The sequence below is a fragment of the Arthrobacter rhamnosi genome, assembly GCF_054510975.1.
Map to the genome: position 1 here is coordinate 64,945 of NZ_JBTNDN010000007.1, position 21,289 is coordinate 86,233.

A 21,289-nucleotide genomic window follows, 5' to 3' on the forward strand; every position below is an offset into this window, starting at 1 on the left:
CGCGCTACTGGGCCGTACCGGTCCAGCCTGCCTGCTCGTTGGTGTGCTCGTCCTTCTCGATGATGGTCAATACGGTCTTCACGGCCTTCTCGATGGCCGCGTCCGTCTCGGCCCGACCTTCGGTAGTGACGGTGCCCGCGGCATAGCCGACCATGAAAGCGCTGATCACACCGGCATCCGCCGACAGCAGGTGCGAGGTCCGTGCGGCGAGCTCCAGGATCGTCGCGTGGTCCAGTTCGAGGTCGAGGACCTGTAGGGCCTGGCCGAGCGTGCGGCTCCAGTCGTTCAGGGTGCGCTCGGCGTCGTCGGGCGTTGCCATGGGATCTCCTCGGGTCGGGTACGGGCCGCGGTTGCCGACCGCGGCCGGCAACACTCCCCCAAGCTTTAGCACCCAAGCCGCATCCCTTCAATGGCTGGCGCCCATCAACCATCCTTGACTTCACTCCGTACCGGGGATGGAGTAGCTGACCTTGGTCCTCGAGATACCGCTCCCGTGGGCCGCCGGCACGGCGGTACCGACCCCTCCGGAACGCACGGTGCTCGGCGTCGCCCCGAACCACCGGCGTACGCACCGCGTGAGGGCCGACTGCTCGGACAGGCCCACCAGTCCCGCGACCTGCTGCAGGGGTAGATCGCTCCGCGTCAGCAACCGGAGCGCGGAGTCCCGGCGGACGTCGTCGAGCAGTGCCTCGAACGTGGTGCCCTCCGCGGCGAGCCGCCGCTGCAGCGTCCGCGGGTGCATTCCCAGCAGCCGGGCCGCGGAGTCGATGCGGGGCGGCGAGGTGCCGAGCATGCGGTCGATCGCGTTCCGGACCTGCGGGGCGACGACCCGACCCGGCTCCGGGAAGTGGCTGTGCAGGTAGTCGAGCGCGATCTCCCGCAGCGTGTCATCCACTCCGGCGAGCGGGCGGTCGAGGAGGCTGCGGGGCACGCGCAGCAGGGACGCGGCGGCACCGAAGCGCACCTCGGCCCCGAAGAATTCGGCATACCGGGAGGCAGGAGCTTTCGGCGTGTGCGAGAGGTGCACCGAATGGAGGCCGTAGGGCCCGTCGACCAGGAAGCGGATCATCCGATGCGAGAAGGCGAGGATGGCGTCCGTGGCCTGCCGCGGCGGCGTGCCCTCGGAGGACCCGTAGCAGAGGCCCACTTCGCCGGGACGACCTTCCGGGTCGGGCACGATCGTGAAGCGCAGCACCGGACTGTGGAGGAAGAGGAACTGCGACGCGCACTCCAGGGCAGCGCCGACGGTGGGCGAGTTCTGCACGGCGACGGCGAGCGGGCCGAGGATACCGATGTCCTGGTATTCGGAGATGCGCAGGCCGAGGTCCGGACAGGGCAACACGCGGGCGGCACCCTCGAGGAGCTTGGCCATGGCCACGTCGGAGACGAGGACGTCGTCGCTGTCTAGGGCTTCCACGGGCACACGGTAGTGCGCTGCGAGCGCTGCGGCGTCACCCCCGAACTGTTCGACGATGGTGCGGAAGCCGCGCATGCCTGCGGATCGGATCACGGAGCCCATGTCGTCCAAGGGTAAATAGGTGTCGCGCGAAGTCAAGCACGAGGACGGGCGACCACCGAATAATGGATCTATGGAATCCTCCCCCGAACACCTCGACGTCGTGATCGTCGGCGCCGGGCTCTCCGGCATCGGCGCCGCCTACCGCGTCTCCACCGAACTTCCGGGCAAGAGCTTCGCCGTCCTGGAAGCCCGCAGTGCCATCGGCGGCACGTGGGATCTCTTCCGCTATCCGGGCGTCCGCTCCGACAGCGACATGTTCACCCTCGGCTACCCCTTCCGCCCGTGGACCGAGCCCAAGGCGATCGCCGACGGCGTGTCCATCCTCATGTACATCCGGGAGACCGCCGAGGATCCGCGGATCCAGGAGCGCATCCGGTTCCGCACCAGGCTGGTCGGCGCGGCGTGGTCCTCCGACGACGCCCGGTGGACCCTGGAACTGGACGTTACGGACGACGACGGCACCACCGAACGCCGACGTCTCACCTGCGGATTCCTCTACCTCTGCAGCGGCTACTACAACTACGAGCACGGCTACGACCCGACCTTCCCGGGCCTCGGGTCCTTCGAGGGCGAGGTCGTCCGGCCCCAGTTCTGGCCCGAGGACCTGGACTACACGGACAAGCGCGTGGTCGTGATCGGCAGCGGTGCCACCGCCGTCACCCTCGTGCCGTCGATGGCGGAGGACGCAGCGCATGTGACGATGCTGCAGCGCTCCCCCACCTACATCACGGCGGTCCCGAGCCGCGACAAGTTCTCCGACGCCGCGCGCCGCCACCTGCCCGCAGGGCTCGCCCACCACGTCGCGCGGGCCAAGAACGTCCTCTTCACGCAGGCCTTCTTCCAGCTGTGCCGTCGCCGCCCGGAGCTCGCCAAGAAGCTCATCCGCTCCCAGACGGCGCGGATCCTCGGCGACGACACGCTCCTGGAGGAGCATTTCACGCCCGCCTACAACCCCTGGGACCAGCGGCTCTGCGTCGCGCCGAGTGCCGACTTCTTCCGGGCCCTCAAGTCCAGCAGGGCCTCGGTGGTGACGGACACCATCGACACCTTCACACCCCACGGCATCCGCCTCTCGTCCGGGAAGGAACTCGAGGCCGACGTCGTCGTGACCGCCACCGGGCTGTCGATGCTGCCCCTCGGCGGTGCCACGTTCACCGTCGACGGGAAGCCCGTGAACCTGGGCGACTCCTGGGTGTACCGGGGGGTCATGGTGAGCGGCGTGCCGAACCTCGCCCTCTGCGTGGGGTACACCAACGCCTCGTGGACGCTGCGCGCGGACCTCAGCTCGCGCTATGTCTGCCGCTTCATCAAGTACTTGGACCGCACCGGCCACCGCTATGGCGCACCGGCCGCCGACGGCGGGATGAAGGCCCATCCCATCCTCGACCTGACATCGGGGTACGTGCAGCGCGCGGTCTCGGCCTTCCCCAAGCAGGGTGACCGGCAGCCGTGGATCATGCGCCAGAACTACCTGCTGGACGCCCCGACCGCACTGCACGGCAACCTCGCGAAGAACATGGTCTTCGACGCCCCCGCACCCCCAAGCACACCCGCACCCGACCTCCAGGAGATCCACGCGTGAGCATCCGACCCTTCCAGTTCGCCGGCGCCACCGCCGTCCTCACCGGAGCCGCTGGAGGCATGGGCCAACACCTGGCCCGCAAGCTCGCCGAGCGCGGGAGCACGCTACTGCTCGTCGACCGCGACGCCTCCCGGCTCGACGCCGTCGCCTCCTCCATCCGCTCCACCTATCCCGGCAGCAGAGTCACGACGTTCGTCGCGGACCTCGCGGACCGCGGTGCCGTCGAGCGCCTCGCGGCCGATCTGCTCGCCGCCACCGACACCGTGGACCTGCTGATCAACAACGCCGGTGTGGCCCTCGCGGGGAAATTCGACCAGATCAGCATGGAGGACTTCGACTGGGTGATGGCCATCAACTTCTCCGCGCCCGTACTGCTCACCCACCGCCTGCTGCCGAGGATCTCCCCCGGCGGACACATCGTGAACGTCTCCAGCCTGTTCGGCCTCGTGGGACCGAAGGGTCAGACGGCGTACTCGTCCAGCAAGTTCGCCCTCCGCGGCTTCACGGAAGCACTGCGCAACGAACTCCTGCCGCGCGGCATCGGCACCACGTCCGTCCATCCCGGCGGCATCCGGACCGACATCGCACGCAACGCACGCATCGGCGGCAACCTCAGCGAGGCGGAGGTGAGGAAGGCGAAGGCCGACTTCGACAAACTGCTCACCTTTCCGGCCGACCAGGCGGCCGAGCTCATTCTCGGAGCGGCGAAGGCCCGCAAGCCGCGCCTGCTGATCGGGCTGAGCGCCAAGGTGCCCGACGTCGTCGCCCGCGTTGCGCCGATGTCCTTCGGCACGCTGGAACGCCGCGCAACGGCACTCGTCCGCCTCGCCGGGAAGGTGCGCCGATGAGCGGGGCGCATGCCGGATCAGGGTCATCCGGTTCCGCTGCGCCTGCGTCGATGTCGAGCACGGCCGACGAGGGCTTCCTGCGGGTCGACGGGATCCGCGTCCGCTATCGGGACGAGGGCGCCCGGGAGAAGCCTCCCGTCCTGCTGCTGCACGGCATCGGCCGCAGCCTCGAGGACTGGGAGGGACTGTACGGCCGGCTCGCCCCCGCCCACCGTGTCCTCAGCGTGGACCTGCCCGGCTTCGGGCTGTCCGAGAGGACCGAGGGACGGTACTCGATGGAGTCGATGGCCCGCTTCGTCCTGGCCGCGCTCGACACCCTCAGTGAGCACCGGCCCCTGCACGTCGTGGGCAATTCGCTCGGAGGCGCAGTCGCCATGAAGATCAGCGCCCTCGAGCCCCAGCGCGTCCGGAGCCTGGTACTCGTGAACAGCGCCGGCTTCGGCAAGGAGGTGACGCTCGCACTGCGGATCCTCGCCGTCCGGCCGATCGGCCGACGGCTCCTGAAGGACAAGTCCCGCAAGGCCGCCTACCGCACGGAGCGCTCGCTGTTCTACGACAAGAGGTTCGTGACCGAGGAACGCCTCGACCACGCGCAGGAGGTGGGCAGGAATCCCGGCTACGACGACGTCCTGCTGGCCGTCGCCCGGCACCTCGGCACCGTCCGCGGTGTGCGCCGGCGGTGGCGGACCCAACTCCTCCGCACGGTCGCCGCCCAGCGGAAACCCACCCTCGTGGTGTGGGGCGACGAGGACCGGGTCCTCCCGGCGTCGCACCTGGAACACGCCCGCGCGGTGTTCCCGCATGCGGAGTTCCACCTGTTCGAGAAGTGCGGGCACATGCCGCAGATCGAACGCGAGGAGGAGTTCGACGCCCTGGTGCGGCAGTTCATCAGCGGCGTCGAGGCACAAGGATCAGGCGGTTCATCTGGACTCGACACCGATGAGCCGAGCTCTCCAGCTGACGCTCGCGAGGAGTGACGGCGTGAACTAGAGTCAGGGATTCGGGTGTGTCGACGGTGATGCTGACACACCTGACCGCACGACCGTCAGGACAATAGATCAAGCGAAGGAAACCCCCCGTGCCTGTCATCGCTATCATCGGAGCTGGACCGGGACTCGGGGCGGCAGTTGCGCGGAGGTTTGGGCGCGAAGGCTTCTCGATAGCCCTGATCTCGAGGAACCAGTCGAAGCTCGACGTCATGGCCGCGGAGCTCGAGGACGCCGGCGTGACCGCCCGTGGTTACGCTGCAGACGTGCTGGTACCGGCAGCGTTGGAGGACGCCCTCAGACGTGCCGCGGCAGAGCTGGGACCGATCACCACGTTGCAGTACAGCCCACTCCCATCGCGTGATTACCTGAAGCCCGTACTCGACATGACTCCCGAGCTGGCGTTGGAAGCATTGCGGTTCTCGGCTCTCGGGCTTATTCACGCGGTGCGTACGGTTCTACCAGCGATGCGTCAGGCAGGAGACGGCAGCGTCCTCCTGATCAATGGCGGAACCTCGGTCAAGGCACGCGCCGACTTCGCCGGCACATCGGTCGCGTTCCCGGCCGAGAGTGCCTACGGCGAGATGCTCCACGACGCACTCGAGGGTGAGGGCATCCGTGTCGCGCAACTCGTGATCCCCGGTGGCATTCCCAAGCTTCAGCTTGCCAACGGCATCGACGACGTCGCCGACCGTGTCTGGGGCCTCCATGCCGTAGCGGGTCCATTCCGCACCATGCTCATCCCGCTCGAGGACGGTAGGGAGTAGGGGCACGTTGCGTGCTGATGAGCGCGCTGGGCCCCCTGGCCCCGGCGCCCCGTCGGTGATGGAATGAACCATGACGCGGGTCATCTACTACACGGCCTCCACGCTCAACGGCTTCCTGGCCGATGAGCACAACTCGCTGGACTGGCTCTTCGCCGTCGAACCACCACCGCCCGAACTCTACGAGCGCTTCCTCGGGACGGTGGGCGTCCTGGTGGAGGGCTCGACGACGTACGAGTGGGTGCTGGACTTCGAGGGACTGCTCGCCGATCCGGACAAGTGGGGCACGCTGTACGGCGAGCGCCCCACCTTCGTCTTCACGACGCGGGACCTTTCGGTCCCGGACGGCGCGGACGTGCGCCTCGTGTCGGGCGACGTGCGCGCGGTGTTCGGGCAGCTGCGCGAGGCGGCGGGCGATCGCGACATCTGGGTGGTCGGAGGCGGCGACCTCGCCGGGCAGTTCCTCGCGGCGGGACTCCTCGACGAGATTCAGGTGGCCATCGCGCCCGTCGCGCTGACGGGCGGAGCCCCGCTGCTGCCGTTGCGGGTCGAATCGGACCGGCTCACGCTGCGGTCCGTCGAGCAGCAGGGCCAGTTCGCGTTCCTCACCTACGACGTCGCGCACGGCCCGCCGTAGGTCCGGCGGCGTCAGTGCGGCGCGAGGCGCCGTCGTCGTTCGCCCCGACGCCCCGATGGCCGCCCGCTCCGGCCTGCGGCACGTAGGCGTCCCGCCAGCGCGCGAGTTCGGCGAAGAACCTGGACCGGGCCGGCTGCGGCGAGAGGGCGAGGTCATGGATGCCGCCCTCGATGCGCACCAGGGTGACGTGCCGGCCGAGCCGGGGTGCCCGTGCCGCGATGTGGTCCACGTTGAGGACCACGTCCGTCGACGAGATCCGCTCCGGCTCCCGCACGGGATTCGAGGTGGCGTCCGAACACGCGACGAACACGGGACAGTCGATGGCGAGCCCACGGTTGAGGAGCGCATGGCCGGCGCGGATGGTGCGCAGCCAGCCGGCGACGACGGGGAACCCGCCGTGCGGCTTCCACGCCAGGTTGTAGTCCCAGTCCCCTCCGGTCTCCCGGTGCAGGTAGCGGCCGTAGGAGGTCCCGAGCTTACCGACGACGGTGCGGGGCTTGAGCGTGCCGATCCGGTGGACCGCGGCCGTGCCGAGGGTGCGCTGGAACAGGCTGGCATTGAGGTCGAACCAGGGGCTGTTGAGGACGAGCGCGTCCACGATGCCGCGGCCGCGCCGCCGGTGTGCCCAGAGGGAGGTGATCAGGCCACCGGTCGAGTGACCCATGACCACGAGGACGTCGTGGCCTTCGTCCTCGCGGATGATCCGGGCGGCCTCGTCGAGTTCCTCGTCGTAGTCCTCGAGCGAGGTGACGTAGTTGGGTGTCTGGTGCTCCCCGATGGACCGGCCGTACTTCCGCAGGTCCAGGGCGTAGAAGTCGAACCCCGCCTCGCGCCAGGCCTCGGCGAGATTGGTCTGGAAGAAGTAGTCCACGAAGCCGTGGACGTAGAGCACTGCCCGGCGTGAACCGCCCGGGACGGCAGAGCGGACCAGCGTCGCGACGACCTGGCCCTCGTCGTCGGGCCGCAGCGGCAGCGTCCGCACGTCGTAGCCGGGACCGAGGAAGTCCTCGCGATACGCGTCCTGGTGCTCCGACTCCGGTGTCATGATGGTCCTCCCTGACCTGGATCCGGGCGAAATGCCCGGATGGACGCGTGGCGAACGGCGGACCTCCCCGTTCATCCGGGAGTCAGCCCACCGTTCCCAGTGTGTCACCGGTCACGGCTAAGCTGGCGCCACCGCACCACAACAGGAGCTGATTCACCGTGCCAGGAAGTTTCATCAGGGGGCACCGCCGCGCCATCGCGGCAGTCGCCGTCAGCTGCGTCGCAGCACTAGCACTCGCGCCCGCAGCAACCGCCGCACCCGGCGGAAGCAAGGGTCCCGGGAACCCGACGGCCACCATCACCGTCCTCGGGACCAGCGATCTCCACGGCTACATCGAGAACTGGGACTACTTCACCAACGCGGAGTACGACGACGCCGCGCACAACGACGTCGGGCTCGCCAAGGTCTCGGGCCTCATCAACCAGGTCCGCGCCGACCGCGGCGCGGAGTCCACGCTCCTCATCGACGCAGGCGACACCATCCAGGGCACGTCGCTGACGGACTACTTCGCCACGGTCAAGCCGGTCACGGCGAGCGGCGAGACCCACCCGATGGCCGCCGCCATGAATGCCATGGACTACGACGCCGCAGCGCTGGGCAACCACGAGTTCAACTACGGGCTGCCGCTCCTGCGCAAGTACGAGGACCAGCTCGACTTCCCGCTCCTCGGCGCCAACGTCGTGGACTGGACCACCGGGGCGGAGGCCTTCACGCCCTACGTCATCAAGACGGTCAAGGTCGCGGGGCAGAAGCCCATCCGTGTCGGCATCCTCGGCCTGACCAACCCGGGCATCGCCATCTGGGACAGGAACAACGTCGAGGGCAAGCTGCGCTTCCCCGGGATCGTCGAGCAGGCCGAGAAGTACGTTCCCGAGATGAAGGCCGCCGGCGCGGACGTCGTCGTCGTCAGCTCGCACTCCGGCACCTCGGGCACCTCGTCCTACGGCGGCGACCTGCCCCTCGAGAACGCGTCGACGCAGCTCGCCGAGCAGGTACCCGGCATCGACGCGATCCTCGTGGGACACGCGCACCAGGAGATCCCCGAGCGTTTCGTCACGAACCGGCAGACCGGTGACCGGGTGCTGCTGACCGAACCGAAGAACTGGGGCATGCGCCTGTCCGTGATGGACTTCGGGCTCACGAAGGTGCGCGGCCAGTGGGACGTCACCTCGGCGTCGTCGGAACTGCTGAACGCCAACACCGTGCCCGCCGATCCGAAGGTCTCGTCGATCATCGCCGAGCAGCACCAGCGCGTCATCGACTACGTGAACACCCCCATCGGCACCGCGACGGAGACCATGTCCGCCGCCGACGCGCGGATCCGTGACACGGCCGTCATGGACTTCGTCAACGAGGTGCAGGCCGGCGCCGTCGACAAGGCCCTGGAGGGGACGCCGAACGCCGACCTGCCGGTGCTGTCCATCGTGGCGCCCTTCAACCGGGCCGCCGTCATCCCCGAGGGTCCCGTGACCATCCGCGACATGGCCGGGCTGTACGTCTTCCCGAACACGCTGTTCGGCGTGGAGATGACCGGCGCCCAGGTGAAGGACTACCTCGAGTACTCGGCGAAGTACTTCAACCAGACCGCTCCCGGCGCTCCGGTGGACCCTGCGACGCTGACCAATGCCGCAGGAACGCCCGACTACAACTACGACATGATGTCCGGCGTCTCCTACGACATCGACATCAGCAAGCCCGTCGGCGAGCGCATCACCGACCTGAGCTACAACGGTGCGCCGATCGACCCCGCGCAGCGCTTCGCCGTGGCGACCAACAACTACCGGCAGTCGGGCGGCGGGAACTTCCCGCACATCGCCTCGGCTCCGGTGCTGGTCAACCAGACCACGGAGATCCGCCAGCTGCTGATCGACTACCTGATCGCCGAGGGCACGATCGACCCCTCGACCTTCTTCCAGGAGAACTGGAAGCTGACCCGCGACGGCGTGCCCGTGTTCGGGTAGCCCCGCCCTGCCAGCGACGGCACAGCAGAACAGCAGGACGTGGACCACCAGGTCCGCGTCCTGCTGTTCTTCGTCCTAGATTGGGAGCATGACCCTCGACATCTCGACGGCGACGCCCGACGACGCCGCCGCCCTCGCGGCGTGCGCCGCCGTCGCCTTCCCGCTGGCCTGCCCACCCGATGCCGACCCGGAGGACATCCGGCGGCACATCCAGACGCAGCTCTCCGCGGAGCGGTTCGCCGCGAACATCGCGGCCCCCGGGCACACGATCCTGTGCATCCGGGACGGCGACGGAATCGCCGGATACAGCATGATCGTGCTGGACCAGCCGTCGGATCCGGACGTCCTGGCGGCGCTGTCGGCCTCGCCGGCCGTGGAGCTCAGCAAGTTCTATGTGCACCCGGGCCATCACGGCCGAGGGTCCGCCGCCGCCCTGATGGCGGCGACCCTCGAACGCGCCGCCGCGTCCGGGCTGCCGGGCATCTGGCTCGGCGTGAACCAGGAGAACGCCCGCGCCATCCGCTTCTACACGAAGAGCGGTTTCCGCACCGTGGGCACCAAGCGGTTCCGGCTCGGGAACCGCTTCGAGGACGACTTCATCCTGGAGCAGACGCTGCCTGCCCGCGCGGACAGCGCCACCTAAGCTCCAGCGGGCCGAGGCCCGGCAGGGCCGTCATTTCTTCGCCAGCCTCTGCGGGCTGACGCTGATGATCGGGACGGGGAAGTGGGACGCCCGGATGGGATCCAGCAGGTCATCGGTGATGCCGGCCGTGAACTGGTCCAGGCCGAACACCTTGAAGAGGGCTTCCCTGCCGAACTTCGAGCTGTCGGCGACGAAGAAGGCTTCCTTCGCGATGGACCGCATGGTGCGCTTCAGCTCCAGCTCGTAGCTGCTCGTATTGAAGATCCCCTGCTCGTCCACCGTGTCCGCCCCGAAGATGGCCACATCCACGCGCAGCTGCTCGATCTGCTGGACCGACGAGGGACCCCAGAGCGTGTACACGTTGGGGAGTAGTTCGCCCCCGATCAGGACCAGATGTGCGCACTGCCGATTCGCGATCTCCAGGCCGATCCGCAGGTCATTCGTGACGACGGTCAACCGCGAGTTGTCGAGATGCTTCGCCACCTCGAGGGTCGTCGACCCGCTGTCGAGGAGGATCGTCTGGCCGTCCAGGACCTTGTCCGCCATCGCCCGGCCGATGGCTTCCTTCTCCCTGTGGTGGAGGGATTCCTTGATCAGCGACGGGGTGTCGGTCTGTTTGACGGGGTAGGCACCGCCGTGCGTCCGCTGGATCAGTTCCAGCTGCTCCAGCTTCTCGAACTCCCGCCGGATCGTCGAGGGATTGACCCCCAGCCGACGCGCCAACTCCACGACCGACTGGAAGCCCTCATCCTGAAGGATCTCGATGATCTCCGCTTGGCGCGACATAGGGGTCCTGACGTCGATGGCACTCCGATTCGGCCATAGTACTGCGCGGTTTGCGCGACATCGCGCAGAACTGCGCGAGTCGTGAAGAGACCCGCGCAGAATAAGGGCAAATCCGTTGACACTCGCGCGGACGCGACCCTAGAGTTCAACTCCATCCAGCATCCACGAACTGCTCTGATGCAGCGGGTCGCTGCATCGCATTTTCACAAGGGAGTGAACATGAAGCACAGCAAGTCTGCCCGAGTCCTGTCCGCGGGCGCCGTCGCGATGCTCCTCGCATCGTGCGGAACGACGGGCGGCGGAGGTACCGCGGAGAAGAGCGAGGGAGGCGCAAGCGCCGCCCCCGAGGACATGACGATGGTGACCGTCGTGAAGATCAGCGGTGTCGGCTGGTTCGACCGCATGGAGGAAGGCGTCAACAACTTCGCCGAGACCACGGGTATCGATGCCCGCCAGGAAGGCGCGGACGACGCGAGCCCGGAGAAGCAGATCCAGATCATCCAGGACCTCATCCCCCAGGCGCCGACAGCGATCACGGTGGTGCCGAACTCGCCGGAGGGGCTCGAGAACGTGCTCACCCAGGCGCGGGATCAGGGAATCGTCGTCGTCACCCATGAGGCCAGCGGCATCAAGAATGCGGACATGGACATCGAGGCGTTCGACAACAAGGCCTATGGCGCGCAGATCATGGACAACCTCGCCGAATGCATGGGAGGGAAGGGCGAGTACGTCTCCTTCGTCGGCGGCCTCACGGCGAAGACCCACATGGACTGGGTGAGCGGAGCCCTCGATCAGCAGAAAGCCGAATACCCCGACCTGACCCGCGTCGAGGATCCGATCGAGAGCAAGGAAGACGAGAACGTCGCCTACGACCGGGCCAAGGAAGTCCTCGCGAAGCACCCCGACATCAAGGGCTTCCAGGGGTCCGCCGGTACGGACGTGGCCGGCATCGCCCGCGCCGTGCAGGAAGCAGGCAAGCAGGACGACGTCTGTGTCATGGGCACCAGCATCCCCTCGGTCGCCAGCAAGTACCTCGAGGACGGATCCATCGACAAGATCTTCTTCTGGGATCCGGCCCTGGCCGGTGAGGCGCAGCTGAAGATCGCCCAGCTCCTCGCTGATGGCGAGGAGGTCGGGGACGGCACCGACCTCGGCATCGAGGGCTACAACTCACTGAAGAAGCTGGAAGGCTTCGACAACGTGGTGGTCGGCGATGCGGCGGTCGTCGTGGACAAGTCCAACGTCGGCGACTACAACTTCTAGCAGCGACGCGCAGTTCGGAAGTGGCCGGCACGGATATCGCCGCGCCGGCCGCCCCGCTGCATACCGAGGACGCACCCATGACCAGCACATCCTCCGCGCCCGACGGCGCACCTCCGGTCCTTGAGGTCAGGAACATCTCCAAGAGTTACGGCGGCGCGAAAGCCCTCCAGGACGTCAGCCTCTCCCTCGTGAGCGGCAACGTCCACTGCCTTGCCGGTGAGAACGGCTGCGGCAAATCCACCCTCATCAAGATCATCAGCGGAGCCGAGCATCCCGACGGGGGCGAGATCTTCATCGACGGCCGTCCTCACGCCTTCATGACTCCCGCGGAAGCGATCAAGGCCGGTATCCAGGTGATCTACCAGGACTTCTCCCTCTTCCCCAATCTCACCGTGGCCGAGAACATCGTGCTCACGTCCGCTGTCGCCGCTCGCAGCAGGACCTTCTCGGCGCGGAGATCCCGGCCGGCCGCCGAGCGCATCGTGAAAGAGCTGAGGCTGCACCTGGACCTCGACCAGGACGTGGAGCGCCTCTCGGTGGCCGACAAGCAGCTCACCGCGATCTGCCGCGCCCTGGTGAACGATGCCCGGGTCATCATCATGGACGAGCCGACGACGGCGCTCACCCACAGCGAGGTCGCGAGGCTCTTCGCCGTCGTCCGCACCCTGCAGCAGCGCGGCGTGGCTCTCGTGTTCGTGAGCCACAAGCTGGAGGAGGCCCTCGAGGTCTCACAGGACCTCACCATCCTGCGCAGCGGCAGGAACGTCGTGTCAGGACCCACCGCCGGTTTCGACCGGGGATCGCTCATCCGGCACATGACCGGACGTGACGTCAACGAGACCCGTCTCGTCACCACCCCGCGGCTGGAGGAGGATCCCGTCCTGACCGTCGACTCGCTCACCCTCCAGGGCGCGTTCCACAACGTCTCCTTCACCCTGCACCGCGGGGAGATCCTCGGGATCACGGGACTGCTCGGCTCCGGCCGCAGTGAGATCGCCGAGAGCCTCTTCGGGGTGCTGCCCGCCGACTCCGGGTCGGTCCACGTGAACGGGAAACGGGTGAGGCTGAACTCCATCGAGGACGCCATCCGCGCGGGGATCGGGTACGTCCCCGAAGACCGGCTCAGCCAGGGACTCTTCCTCGAGAAGTCGATCGCGGACAACATCATCGCCGGCTCCGTCGACAAGCACCTGCAGGGCAGACTGTTCGTCGACTCCCGGAAGGTCGCGCAGACGATCAAACGGCTCTTCGACCAGCTGCGCATCAAGGCAGCGAACGTGACAGCTCCGGTCCGGAGCCTCTCCGGCGGCAACGCCCAGCGCGTCGTCCTCGCGAAGTGGCTGGCGAACCACCCGGCCATCCTGATCCTCAACGGTCCCACCGTCGGGGTGGACGTCGGCTCCAAGGAGGAGATCCTCGCGGTCCTGCGGGAACAGGCGGACGGCGGCATGGGCGTGATCGTCATCTCCGACGACGTCCCGGAGCTCGTCGCGGTCTGCAACCGGGTCCTGGTCGTGCGGCAGGGCGCCGTGGTCGACGAACTCGGCGGCGAGGAGATCCAGCCCGGAGCCATCGAGGAGAGGATGGCGGCATGAGCGACGTGCTCGCCCGGACGAGGCAGCTCCGATGGGCCGACCTGCGCGGAGCCAACAACGAGGGCGTCCTCGCCCTCGTCCTGCTGGTGCTGATCATCGGCATGGCACTGATCAGCCCCTCCTTCTTCACGGTCGGCACGCTGTTCTCGATCATGCGCGGCGCCATCGTGCCCATGGTGTTCGCCCTCGGAGTGCTGATCGTCATCATCTCCGGCGGGATCGACGTCTCCTTCGCAGCCATCGCGATCTTCGCCGGGTACACGACCGTGAGGGTATCGGAGGCCGGCGGTTTCGATCCGGGGCTCATCGGGGTCTTCGCCATCGCCTGCGGCATGGGGGCACTGCTCGGGCTGGTGAACGGTGCCGTCATCGCCCGCTTCCGGCTCTCGACGCTGATCGTCACCCTGGGGACGCAGGGGATCTTCCGCGGACTCCTGGTCGCCTACATCGGCTCGCGCTACATCGCGGACCTGCCGGGAAGCATGTCGGCGGTATCGACGGCCAACGTGATCTCCATCCGGGCCGGCGACTCCGAGGCCTTCCTGCACGTGCTCGTGGTCCCGGTGATCGCCCTGTGCGTCCTGGTGGCGTGGGTGCTCAAACGGACGATGTTCGGTCGGGGAATCTATGCGATCGGCGGCGATCCCGAGGCTGCACGCCGTGCCGGGTTCGCGGTGACGAGGATCCAGGTGGCGCTGTACGTGCTGGCCGGTGTCCTCGCCGCCTTCGCCGGGGTACTGCATGTGATCCTCGGCCGCAACGCCAATCCGCAGGCGCTCGTGGGAACGGAGCTGGACATCATCGCCGCCGTGGTCCTCGGAGGGGCCTCCATCTTCGGTGGCAGGGGGTCGGTCCTCGGAACGGTGCTCGGGGTGCTGCTCGTGCAGCTGATCAACAACAGCCTGATCCTGGTCGGCATTCCTACCGCGTGGCAGCGCACCGCCGTCGGCGTCCTGCTGATCGTCGGCGTCGGGATCCAGGCCCTCTCCGCGAAGCGGCAGTCCAAGAAGGTATTCGTCACCGAAGAGGCGGGGGCGTAACCATGTCTCTGGACCAGAAGAACGCCGGGCCCACCCTGGGCCGGCTCAACGCGCAGCTCGATCAGGGCCTCGGGTCCTTCCTCGCCACGATCCGGAGGGAGAAGGGCATCACCCGGATGCTGATCCTCCTCCTGCTGTCCTTCGCGATCTTCGCCCTGCTGAAGCCGGCGATCTTCCTGAATCCGCTCAACCTCGAGAACATCGCGATCGCCTCGCCCGAGATCGGCATCCTGGCTGTGGCGATGATGCTGGCGATGGTGACCGGCGGGATCGATCTGTCGATCGTCGCCATCGCGAACTTCGCGGCCATCACGATCACCACGGTCTACTCCGGGATCGCAGCCGGGGATCCGGCACAGGCCGCCGCGATGATGCCGCTGATCCTGGTGCTCGGGCTCGCAACGGCCCTTGTCGCCGGGCTGTTCAACGGGTTCCTCATCGGCGTCGTGGGAATCACCCCGATCCTCGCCACGCTGGGCACCATGCAGATCCTGAACGGCATCGCCGTGGTCTGGACGAACGGGCAGACGCTCTACGGTGCGCCCGAGGCCCTCACCACCTTCGCGACGACGACCGTCGCCGGCATCCCCGCGCTCTTCCTGTTCTTCCTGCTGGTCGCCGCGGCCATCGCCGTCCTGCTGAACAGGACACCGCTGGGGCTGAAGCTGCAGCTGCAGGGCGCCAACCCCTTGGCCGCCAAGTACTCCGGCATCGGCAGCCGGAGGGTCCTGATGGGCACCTACCTGGTGTCCGGTCTCCTCGGCGGGCTCGCCGGCATCGTCTTCCTCGCCCGCAATCCGACGGCGAGCGCCGACTACGGGTCGTCCTACGTCCTGCTCGTCATCGTGATCGCCGTGCTGGGAGGGACCAACCCGAGCGGTGGATTCGCGACCGTCGCCGGTGTGGTCATGGCCACGCTGACACTGCAGATCGTCTCCAGTGGATTCAACGCCATCCGCCTGTCCTCCTATGAGTACTCCATAGCCCAGGGCCTCATCCTCATCGCGGTGATGGTCTTCGACCAGATCCACTTCCGGAGGAGGAAAGCCCGCAAGGATCTCCCGGACACCAACCCGGTGCTGCCGTAACGACGAAGGAAATCATGAAGAAGATAATCAACGACCCGGAGAACTTCGTGGACGAGATGATCGAAGGGATCACGCTGGCCCATCCGGATCTCGTCCGGACCCCTGGCAGTGATCCCCGGATCCTGGTGCGGGCCGATGCTCCGCTTCAGGGCAAGGTCGGCATCGTCACGGGCGGCGGCTCGGGGCACCTGCCCCTGTTCAAGGGGTACGTGGGCAGGGGCCTCTGCTCCGCCGTCGCCATCGGCAACGTCTTCTCCTCGCCGTCGTCGGAGCAGATCCTCGAGGCGACCCTGGCCGTCAACGGCGGCGCCGGAGTCCTCTACCTCTACGGCAACTACGGCGGGGATGTCCTCAACTTCGACCTGGCGGCCGATCTGGCCGAGCTCGAGGACGTCGAGACGCGCACCGTCCTCGGCCGGGACGACGTCGCAAGCCAGCCGAAAGAACGCGCCGAGGACCGGCGCGGCGTCGCCGGCATCGTCTTCGCGTACAAGGCCGCCGGTGCTGCCGCCGAACGGGGCGACAGTCTCGCCGAGGTGGCGGCCGTGGCCGAGGACATCATCGGGAACACGGCGACCATGGGCATCGGCCTCTCCCCCACGATCCTTCCGACGACGGCGAAGGCCAGCTTCGACCTGCCCGACGGCGAGATGGAGATCGGGATCGGCATCCACGGCGAGCCGGGCATCCACCGGGGACAGCTGGAGACGGCCGACCAGATCGCCACCCGGCTCGTCCACCCGCTGGTGGAGGACCTCGGACTGGCGGCCGGGGACCGTGTGGCCGTCCTGGTGAACGGGATGGGAGCCACTCCCCTGGAGGAGCTCTACGTCCTCTACCGGCGCGTCCACCACATCGCCGAGGAGCTCGGCCTGACGGTGGAGAAACGCTACATCGGCGAGTACGCGACGAGCCTGGAGATGGCGGGGGCCTCGATCTCGCTCCTCAAGCTGAGCGATGAGCGGCTCGCGCTGCTCAACGCCCCCGCCGAGTCTCCGTTCTTCCGGGAGGGATGAGTGCCATGCAGGGACCGGACATCAACACAGCGATCCGCAACGCGCTGGCCGACGTGATCCAGTACGCCGACGAGCTGCGCGACCTCGACGCCGCGCTGGGCGACGGCGATCTGGGCGTCACCGTGTCGCTCGGGGCCAAAGCAGTCCGCGCCGCGCTCGAGGAACTCCCCGACGACGCGCTCCCCGCCGACATCGCGAAGACCTGCGCGAAGGCCTTCGCAAATGCCAACCCGTCGACCATGGCTGCACTGGTGGCCGGGGCGTTACTGGCGGGATCCCGGGTCTGGGACGACGCCGCGTCGATCAGCGTCGCCGACGCCGGCGCCTTCGCCACCGCGGCAGGCGAGAACATCGGCAAACGCGGAAAATCGCAGGTCGGTGACAAGACCATCCTCGATGCCCTGATGCCCGCCGCGGAAGCACTGTCTGCCGGTGACCCACCGGACGCGGCCCTGGACAAGGCCATCGATGCGGCACAGCGCGGCGTGACGGACACCGTCGGCATGCAGTCGCGCCGGGGCCGCGCGTCCTGGCTCCAGGAGCGCAGCATCGGCCTGCAGGACCCGGGGGCGACCGCGTTCCTGCGGTTCCTGCAGTCCTGGAAGGCCGCGAACTAGCATCCGCACCCCTGCCTGCCGGCCCGGCAGGCACCCCGAACAGAAAGCTGGACCCCCATGACGTGGCTGGACGACGTATTCGAGGTACCCAAACCGGTCATCGCGATGTGCCACCTGCAGGCACTCCCGGGTGACCCCTCCTACGATCGGGACGGCGGCGTCGCAGCAGTCCTCGACCATGCACGCCGGGAGTTGCAGGCGCTGCAGGACGGCGGTGTGGACGGCATCCTCATCTCCAACGAATTCAGCCTGCCCTACCTGACGAAGACGGAGCCCATCACCGCCATCACCATGGCCAGGATCATCGGCGAGCTGCGGGACGGGATACGGGTGCCTTTCGGCGTGAACGTCCTCTGGGACGCGACGGCCTCGATCGACCTGGCTGTCGCGACGGGTGCCTCGTTCGTCCGGGAGATCTTCACCGGCGTGTACGCATCGGACTTCGGCACGTGGGACACCAACGTCGGCGCCACCGCACGGCACCGCAGGGCGGTCGGCGGGGAGAACGTCCGGCTGCTCTACAACATCGTGCCGGAAGCCGCGTCCTACCTCGGGTCGCGCACCATCGCCGACATCGCCCGGAGCACCGTCTTCAACTGCCGGCCCGACGGGCTCTGCGTCTCCGGACTCACGGCCGGCGCCCCGACGGACACCAGTGTCCTGGCGACGGTCAAGGAGAATGCGGGATCCACTCCGGTGATCGTCAACACCGGCGTGAGGGCGGCGAACGCCGCAGAGCAGTTGCGCGTCGCCGACGCGGCCATCGTCGGGACCTACTTCAAGTCCGACGGCGTCTTCGAGAACCCCGCCGATACCGCGCGCGTGAAGGAACTGATGTCCGAGGTCCAGAACCTCCGACGGTCGCTCTAGCCGCCGTGGAGCTGTTCGTCGGCATCGACGTCGGCACCTTCGAGACGAAGGGGGTGCTCGTCGACGCGGAGGGCGTCGTGCAGGCGCGCGCCCGACGCCGGCACGGGATCTCCACGCCCCGGCAGGGACACGTGGAGCAGGACGCGGACCTGGTGTGGTGGTCGGACTTCGCGGCGGTGAGCTCGAAGCTGATGGCGTCGGACGCCGCCCGGGACGGGACCGTCACCGCCGTCGGCTGCAGCGCGATCGGGCCGTGCGTGCTGCCGCTCGATGCCGGCCTGCGCCCGCTGCGCCCTGGAATTCTGTACGGGATCGATACCAGGGCCTCCCGCGAGATCGGAGAGCTGGAGGAGACCCTCGGCCGCGAGGAGGTCTTCCGGCGGAGCGGGAATGCGCTCACCAGCCAGTCCGCCGGACCGAAGGTCGCCTGGGTTCGGAACAACGAGCCGGAGATCGCGGCGGCCGCGCGCTGGTACGTCACGGCGCACGGCTACCTCGTGGCCCGGCTCACCGGCCGGGTGACGATGGATCACGGGACCGCGGGGTATTTCCATCCCTTCTACGACCTCGACAGCCAGTCCTGGGATGTCACGGGCTGCGAGGATGCCGTGCGCCGGGAGCAGTTGCCGGAGCTGGGCTGGGCCACGGACATCGCCGGGACCGTCACCGAGGAGGCGTCCGGGCTCACCGGCCTTCCGGTGGGGGTCCCGGTCGTCTTCGGCGCCGTCGACGCTCCCGCGGAAGCGGTGAGCGCGACAGTGGTCGATCCGGGCGATCTCATGCTGATGTACGGCTCCTCGACCTACATGATCAAGGTGACCGAGGCGCCCCTGCGCGGGAAGGTGCTCTGGTCCGCCCCGTACGTCTTCCCCGGGACGTTCGTCCTGGCCGCCGGCACGTCCACGGCGGGGACCCTGACCCGGTGGGTGGCGGAGGTCCTGGGACTGGACTTGTCCGTCAGCGACGACGAGCTCTTCGGTGGACTGCTGGCGCTCGCGGAGCAGTCACCTCCGGGAGCGCACGGCCTGCTGCTGCTTCCGCACTTCAGCGGGGAACGCACACCTGTCCACGATCCGACGAGTCGGGGAGCCCTGATCGGCCTGTCGCTCGAGCACGGCCGCGCGGATATCGCCCGGGCAGTCCTGGAGGGGGTCGCCCACTCGGTCGCGCACGCTCTCTCCGCCTACGACGACGTCGGGGAGACCCCTGAGCGGGTCCTCGCGGTCGGCGGCGGGACGAAGAACCGGATCTTCACCCAGTCCGTCACGGACATCACGGGCTCCCCGCAGACCGTTGCGCTGACGGACGGCGCAGCCCTCGGCGATGCGGCGATCGCGGCCTTCGCCGTCGGCAGGCTCCCGCATCGGGACAGCATCAGGGACTGGGTCCGGCTCGGCGAGAGGATCGACGTCGAGCCGTCCAGTGCCGCGGTCCTCCGCAGTGACCACGCCGACTACCTGGAGCTGTACCGCTCCCTGTCGCCCCTGAACGCACGGAGGATGGAGAGACGCCATGACCGCTGATCACCGGTGGGCCCTGCTCGCAGCGCAGGTCGCCGGCGGCACCGGTGTGAGGAATGGCAGCAGGGTCTCGGTCTTCATGACGGATCCGCAGGTCATGCCCGCGGTGGAAGCCTTCGTCGAGGAGTGCTACCGCCTGGGTGCCTGTCCGCAGGTCCTGGCGACCGACGAACGATTCGACCGACTCGCCGTCGCGCACGCCCCGGTGGAGATGCTGTCCGCGCCCGCTCCCCTGGAGCTGGCGTCGATGCACTGGGCGGACGTCCACGTGTCCTTCCGGGGCATGATCGCTCCGACGGGCGACGACGTCGACGAGGTGCGGCTCGCCGCCCAGCGTCGGGGGAAGGGCCTCGTATCCACCGCCCGGTGGGAGGAGACCGCGTGGTGCCTGGTGCGGGTCCCGACGCCGGAGTGGGCCGAGCTGATCGGCGTCGGGTACGTCGGTCTGCTGGACGAGTTCTTCGCCGGCTGTCTGGCGCCCTGGTCCGACCTCCGCGCGCGCTGGGACACGCTGTGTGCTGCCCTCGGGCAGGAGGACACCGTCCGCGTCGTCACCGGGGACACCGACCTCACCTTCCGGACCGGTGGACGGACCTGGATCAGCTTCGCGGGCGAGGCTAACCTGCCGGACGGGGAGATCGCCACGGCTCCCCTCGACGACGGGGTCGACGGTCACATCCGCTTCCCCGGCACCTTCTGGTTCGCCGGTACTCCCATCACCGAGCTGGAGCTGCGGTTCGAGGGCGGCACCGTCGTGGAAGCGTCCGCGGCCCGGGGCGAGGGGTTCGTGCACGAGCTGCTCGGCACCGATGCGGGTTCACGACGCGTGGGGGAACTGGGCATCGGGACCAACCCCGGCATGACGACCGCCACGGGCGACCTGCTGATCGACGAGAAGATCCTGGGCACGATGCACCTGGCGCTGGGACGGGCCTATCCGGACTGCGGCGGCATCAACCAGTCGTCGCTGCACTGGGACATCGTCAAGGACCTGCGGAAGCCCGGGTCCTTCCTGTCCGCCGGGGATCACGCGCTCATCGCGGACGGGGAGGTGACGGGCCTGCTCGCGGAGCACACCCGTCCGGCACCCCCGCCCTGGGCGACGCGACCCTAGTCGACCGTCAGCTCCCCCATGCGGCCCCAGCCCTCTGCACCGATGCGCTCGCTGATGATCTCCGGCGTCTCCACGAGTGCCTGCGGCATGTCCTCCATGGCCTGGGAGAAGTGGGCGCTGTTGACGTGGGCTTCCGCGGCGTCGTCATGGAACGCCTCGACGAGCACGAACCGGTTCGGGTCCTCGACGCTGCGGGACCAGTCGAACCAGAGGTTCCCCGGTTCCTGGCGGGTGGCCTCCGTGAAGTCCCGCGTCAGATCGATCCAGCGGTCGCTCCACTCGGGCTTCACGTTGAACTTGACGACGATGAAGATCATGGGATGGTGCCTTCCTGGTGGACGTACTGTGCTTGGGTACCGTTCCAACCTATAAGTTCCTGCGCGTGCGCGCTCCCC

At 68.2% G+C, this 21,289-nt stretch carries 21 protein-coding genes; 16 read left to right on the plus strand and 5 right to left on the minus strand.

Annotated elements, in window-relative coordinates:
- Positions 1-4: 4 nt before the first annotated feature.
- Positions 5-319 carry a DUF6457 domain-containing protein gene (locus ACX80J_RS15030; RefSeq protein ID WP_459348332.1) on the minus strand — a complete coding sequence of 105 codons (315 nt, stop codon included), beginning with the start codon at positions 317-319 and terminating at the stop codon, positions 5-7.
- Between the two features lie 120 nt (positions 320-439).
- Positions 440-1,519, minus strand: coding sequence for an AraC family transcriptional regulator (locus ACX80J_RS15035; protein ID WP_459348333.1), 1,080 nt, complete (start codon positions 1,517-1,519; stop codon positions 440-442).
- Between the two features lie 70 nt (positions 1,520-1,589).
- On the opposite strand from ACX80J_RS15035, the gene ACX80J_RS15040 reads away from it, so the two are divergent.
- From ACX80J_RS15040 to ACX80J_RS15060, 5 genes are all read left to right on the plus strand, one after another.
- The gene (locus ACX80J_RS15040; protein WP_459344870.1) at positions 1,590-3,101 is read left to right on the plus strand and encodes a flavin-containing monooxygenase; all 1,512 of its coding nucleotides are present in this window, start codon (positions 1,590-1,592) and stop codon (positions 3,099-3,101) included.
- Entirely contained in the window at positions 3,098-3,949 is an 852-nt protein-coding gene (locus ACX80J_RS15045; protein ID WP_459344869.1) for an SDR family NAD(P)-dependent oxidoreductase, read from the plus strand. Before ACX80J_RS15040 ends, ACX80J_RS15045 begins: the two co-directional genes overlap by 4 nt.
- The gene (locus ACX80J_RS15050) at positions 3,946-4,926 is read left to right on the plus strand and encodes an alpha/beta fold hydrolase (protein ID WP_459348334.1); all 981 of its coding nucleotides are present in this window, start codon (positions 3,946-3,948) and stop codon (positions 4,924-4,926) included. Before ACX80J_RS15045 ends, ACX80J_RS15050 begins: the two co-directional genes overlap by 4 nt.
- A gap of 101 nt (positions 4,927-5,027) precedes the next feature.
- Positions 5,028-5,702 carry an SDR family NAD(P)-dependent oxidoreductase gene (locus ACX80J_RS15055; protein ID WP_459348335.1) on the plus strand — a complete coding sequence of 225 codons (675 nt, stop codon included), beginning with the start codon at positions 5,028-5,030 and terminating at the stop codon, positions 5,700-5,702.
- Between the two features lie 70 nt (positions 5,703-5,772).
- A complete protein-coding gene (locus tag ACX80J_RS15060) occupies positions 5,773-6,336 on the plus strand; it encodes a dihydrofolate reductase family protein (RefSeq protein ID WP_459348336.1) in 564 nt (187 codons plus the stop codon).
- Here the strand turns inward: ACX80J_RS15060 and ACX80J_RS15065 are convergent.
- Entirely contained in the window at positions 6,305-7,381 is a 1,077-nt protein-coding gene (locus ACX80J_RS15065; protein WP_459348337.1) for an alpha/beta hydrolase, read from the minus strand. The two genes, ACX80J_RS15060 and ACX80J_RS15065, sit on opposite strands and share 32 nt — an antisense overlap.
- A 158-nt stretch (positions 7,382-7,539) precedes the next feature.
- Here ACX80J_RS15065 and ACX80J_RS15070 point away from each other — a divergent pair, with 158 nt between their 5' ends.
- Positions 7,540-9,342, plus strand: a complete 1,803-nt coding sequence (locus tag ACX80J_RS15070) for a bifunctional metallophosphatase/5'-nucleotidase (RefSeq protein WP_459348338.1) — start codon at positions 7,540-7,542, stop codon at positions 9,340-9,342.
- Between the two features lie 88 nt (positions 9,343-9,430).
- Entirely contained in the window at positions 9,431-9,985 is a 555-nt protein-coding gene (locus ACX80J_RS15075) for a GNAT family N-acetyltransferase (RefSeq protein WP_459348339.1), read from the plus strand.
- A gap of 30 nt (positions 9,986-10,015) precedes the next feature.
- Here the strand turns inward: ACX80J_RS15075 and ACX80J_RS15080 are convergent, their stop codons facing one another.
- On the minus strand, positions 10,016-10,771 hold the full coding sequence (locus ACX80J_RS15080; protein WP_301229073.1) for a DeoR/GlpR family DNA-binding transcription regulator: 756 nt from the start codon (positions 10,769-10,771) through the stop codon (positions 10,016-10,018).
- A 219-nt stretch (positions 10,772-10,990) separates the two neighbouring features.
- On the opposite strand from ACX80J_RS15080, the gene ACX80J_RS15085 reads away from it, so the two are divergent.
- The 9 genes from ACX80J_RS15085 (at position 10,991) to ACX80J_RS15125 (ending at position 20,894) form a co-directional block, all read left to right on the plus strand.
- Positions 10,991-12,034 (plus strand): substrate-binding domain-containing protein, encoded by a 1,044-nt coding sequence (locus ACX80J_RS15085; protein WP_459348340.1) that lies wholly within the window; start codon positions 10,991-10,993, stop codon positions 12,032-12,034.
- Positions 12,035-12,111: 77 nt separating this feature from the next.
- Positions 12,112-13,629, plus strand: coding sequence for a sugar ABC transporter ATP-binding protein (locus ACX80J_RS15090; protein WP_459348341.1), 1,518 nt, complete (start codon positions 12,112-12,114; stop codon positions 13,627-13,629).
- A complete protein-coding gene (locus ACX80J_RS15095; protein WP_459348342.1) occupies positions 13,626-14,669 on the plus strand; it encodes an ABC transporter permease in 1,044 nt (347 codons plus the stop codon). The genes ACX80J_RS15090 and ACX80J_RS15095 overlap by 4 nt, the downstream gene beginning before the upstream one ends.
- A gap of 2 nt (positions 14,670-14,671) precedes the next feature.
- Positions 14,672-15,757 (plus strand): ABC transporter permease, encoded by a 1,086-nt coding sequence (locus ACX80J_RS15100; RefSeq protein ID WP_459348343.1) that lies wholly within the window; start codon positions 14,672-14,674, stop codon positions 15,755-15,757.
- 14 nt (positions 15,758-15,771) lie between these two features.
- On the plus strand, positions 15,772-16,773 hold the full coding sequence (locus ACX80J_RS15105; protein ID WP_459348344.1) for a dihydroxyacetone kinase subunit DhaK: 1,002 nt from the start codon (positions 15,772-15,774) through the stop codon (positions 16,771-16,773).
- Positions 16,770-17,390, plus strand: a complete 621-nt coding sequence (locus ACX80J_RS15110; RefSeq protein ID WP_459348345.1) for a DAK2 domain-containing protein — start codon at positions 16,770-16,772, stop codon at positions 17,388-17,390. Before ACX80J_RS15105 ends, ACX80J_RS15110 begins: the two co-directional genes overlap by 4 nt.
- Positions 17,391-17,447: 57 nt before the next feature.
- Positions 17,448-18,260 (plus strand): BtpA/SgcQ family protein, encoded by an 813-nt coding sequence (locus tag ACX80J_RS15115; protein ID WP_459348346.1) that lies wholly within the window; start codon positions 17,448-17,450, stop codon positions 18,258-18,260.
- Positions 18,261-18,265: 5 nt separating this feature from the next.
- The gene (locus ACX80J_RS15120; protein ID WP_459348347.1) at positions 18,266-19,783 is read left to right on the plus strand and encodes an FGGY-family carbohydrate kinase; all 1,518 of its coding nucleotides are present in this window, start codon (positions 18,266-18,268) and stop codon (positions 19,781-19,783) included.
- Positions 19,773-20,894 carry an aminopeptidase gene (locus tag ACX80J_RS15125; RefSeq protein ID WP_459348348.1) on the plus strand — a complete coding sequence of 374 codons (1,122 nt, stop codon included), beginning with the start codon at positions 19,773-19,775 and terminating at the stop codon, positions 20,892-20,894. The genes ACX80J_RS15120 and ACX80J_RS15125 overlap by 11 nt, the downstream gene beginning before the upstream one ends.
- Here the strand turns inward: ACX80J_RS15125 and ACX80J_RS15130 are convergent.
- Positions 20,891-21,211, minus strand: coding sequence for a putative quinol monooxygenase (locus tag ACX80J_RS15130; protein ID WP_459348349.1), 321 nt, complete (start codon positions 21,209-21,211; stop codon positions 20,891-20,893). The genes ACX80J_RS15125 and ACX80J_RS15130 overlap by 4 nt on opposite strands.
- Positions 21,212-21,289 lie beyond the last annotated feature (78 nt).